Origin of the sequence: Trebonia sp. (assembly GCF_049794275.1) — a bacterium.
Classification (GTDB): domain Bacteria; phylum Actinomycetota; class Actinomycetes; order Streptosporangiales; family Streptosporangiaceae; genus Trebonia.
In genome coordinates this window covers 1-1,572 of the sequence record NZ_JBARCR010000679.1, presented here as the reverse complement: position 1 = coordinate 1,572, position 1,572 = coordinate 1, and the positions used below count along the sequence as shown (strand labels likewise).

Genomic DNA, 1,572 nt, shown 5'->3' with positions numbered 1-1,572 from the left:
CGCAGGCACGCCGCGGACGGGCTGTGGAACGCCCACCTTGACCGCCCGGCCTGTCTCGAACTGCTCGGCGACGTCAAGGGGAAGCGCGTCCTCGACGCCGCCTGCGGCCCTGGGTTTTACGCGGCCGAGCTGGTCAGCCGCGGCGGCCTGGTCACCGGGTTCGATAACAGCCCGCGGATGGTCGAGTTCTGCCGTCAGCAGGCCGGCGGCGGCGAGTTCCGCGTGCACGACCTCAACGACCCGATCGACTGGCTGCCTGACGCGTCCGTCGACCTGGTGCTCTGCGCGCTCGCCTACGAGTACGCCGACAACCGGGCGGGCGCGCTGCGCGAGTTCCGCCGGGTCCTGAAGCCAGGCGGCGCGCTGGTGCTGTCCAAGCTGCATCCGACGGGCGACTGGCTGCGGCACGGCGGCAGCTACTTCGACACCCGGATCGTGGAAGAGTGGTGGGGCGCGGAGCTGGACATGGGGGTGCGGTTCTGGATCGAGCCGCTCGAGGCCGTCTGCGCGGCGATCGCGGACGCCGGGTTCCTCATCGAGCGGCTGGTCGAGCCGCGGCCCGCTCCCGAGGCCGCCGCGCTCAACCCGGCGAAGCACGAGCGCCTGTCCACCGGGCCGTATGGCTTCATCGCCTTCCGGCTCCGCCCCGCCTGACCCGCCCGTGGCGCGGTCAGCGAACTGCCCGGCCGCACTCTAATGCGCGACGGCCTCTGGCTCACCTGACGGCAGCAGCTGAGGCTGAGGCCGCCGGTTCATGCCCCGCCAGGAGGGGAACACGAACGGCGCGAGCGTCGTGAGGAACATCGCCGCCCCGGTCACGAGCAGCGCGTCGCGCAGGCCGATCCACTCGGTCAGCGCTCCGCCGAGCAGCGCGCCGAACGGGATCCCGATCCACGCGCTGGCCCTGAACGCGCCGAGGACGCTCGCCTGCAGCTGGGCGGGGACGCGCTCGTAGGCGACCGCCCCGATGATCGGGTTCAGCGCGCCGCCCGCCAGGCCGCCGAGCGCCGCGACCACCATCACGGGCGGCAGCGCGGAGGAGAAGGCAAGCGCGATGAATACTGGGCAGCCGCCGAGCAGGAAACCGACCGCAAACGTGAGATACCTGGGCATCCGCGGACCCAGCCACGTCCCGGCGAGCGCCCCGGCCACCGAGCCGAGCGCCAGGGCGCCGCCGATGAGCCCGAGCCCGGACGGCTGGTGCAGCCGGGTGTGCACCCAGACCGGGATGAACACCGAGTCCAGCGCCACGTCGAGCAGGTTGGCGACCGCGACCATCAGCGCGATGCCCGCGATCACCCGGTCCGCCCTGATGAACCGCATGCCATCGCCCAGCCGGGACAGGTAGCCGCGAACCGTGAGCTGCCCGGACGCGGCCGCTGCCGCGTCATCGTCTGCCTTGGTGGCCGCCACCGGTACCGCCGCCGCGACGAGGAGCGCGGCGGCGGCGAACGTGACGGCGTCGACCAGCACGACCGTCGGCGCGCCGGCCACCGCGATCAGGACGCCGGCCAGCGGCAGGCCGAGGAGCATGCCGGTGCGCTGCGCCACCGAGTTGAGGCCGGCCGCTCG

The 1,572-nt window shown here is 73.3% G+C and carries 2 protein-coding genes; one reads left to right on the top strand and one right to left on the bottom strand.

The window, feature by feature from the left end; all coding sequences use genetic code 11:
• Positions 1 to 654, top strand: a 654-nt coding sequence (locus tag WA805_RS18190; protein WP_425242922.1) for a class I SAM-dependent methyltransferase, incomplete at its 5' end; no start/stop codon positions are given.
• 39 nt (positions 655 to 693) lie between these two features.
• Here WA805_RS18190 and WA805_RS18185 read toward each other — a convergent pair.
• Positions 694 to 1,572 (bottom strand): MFS transporter (locus tag WA805_RS18185; protein ID WP_425242921.1); only part of this gene is annotated, 879 nt, incomplete at its 5' end.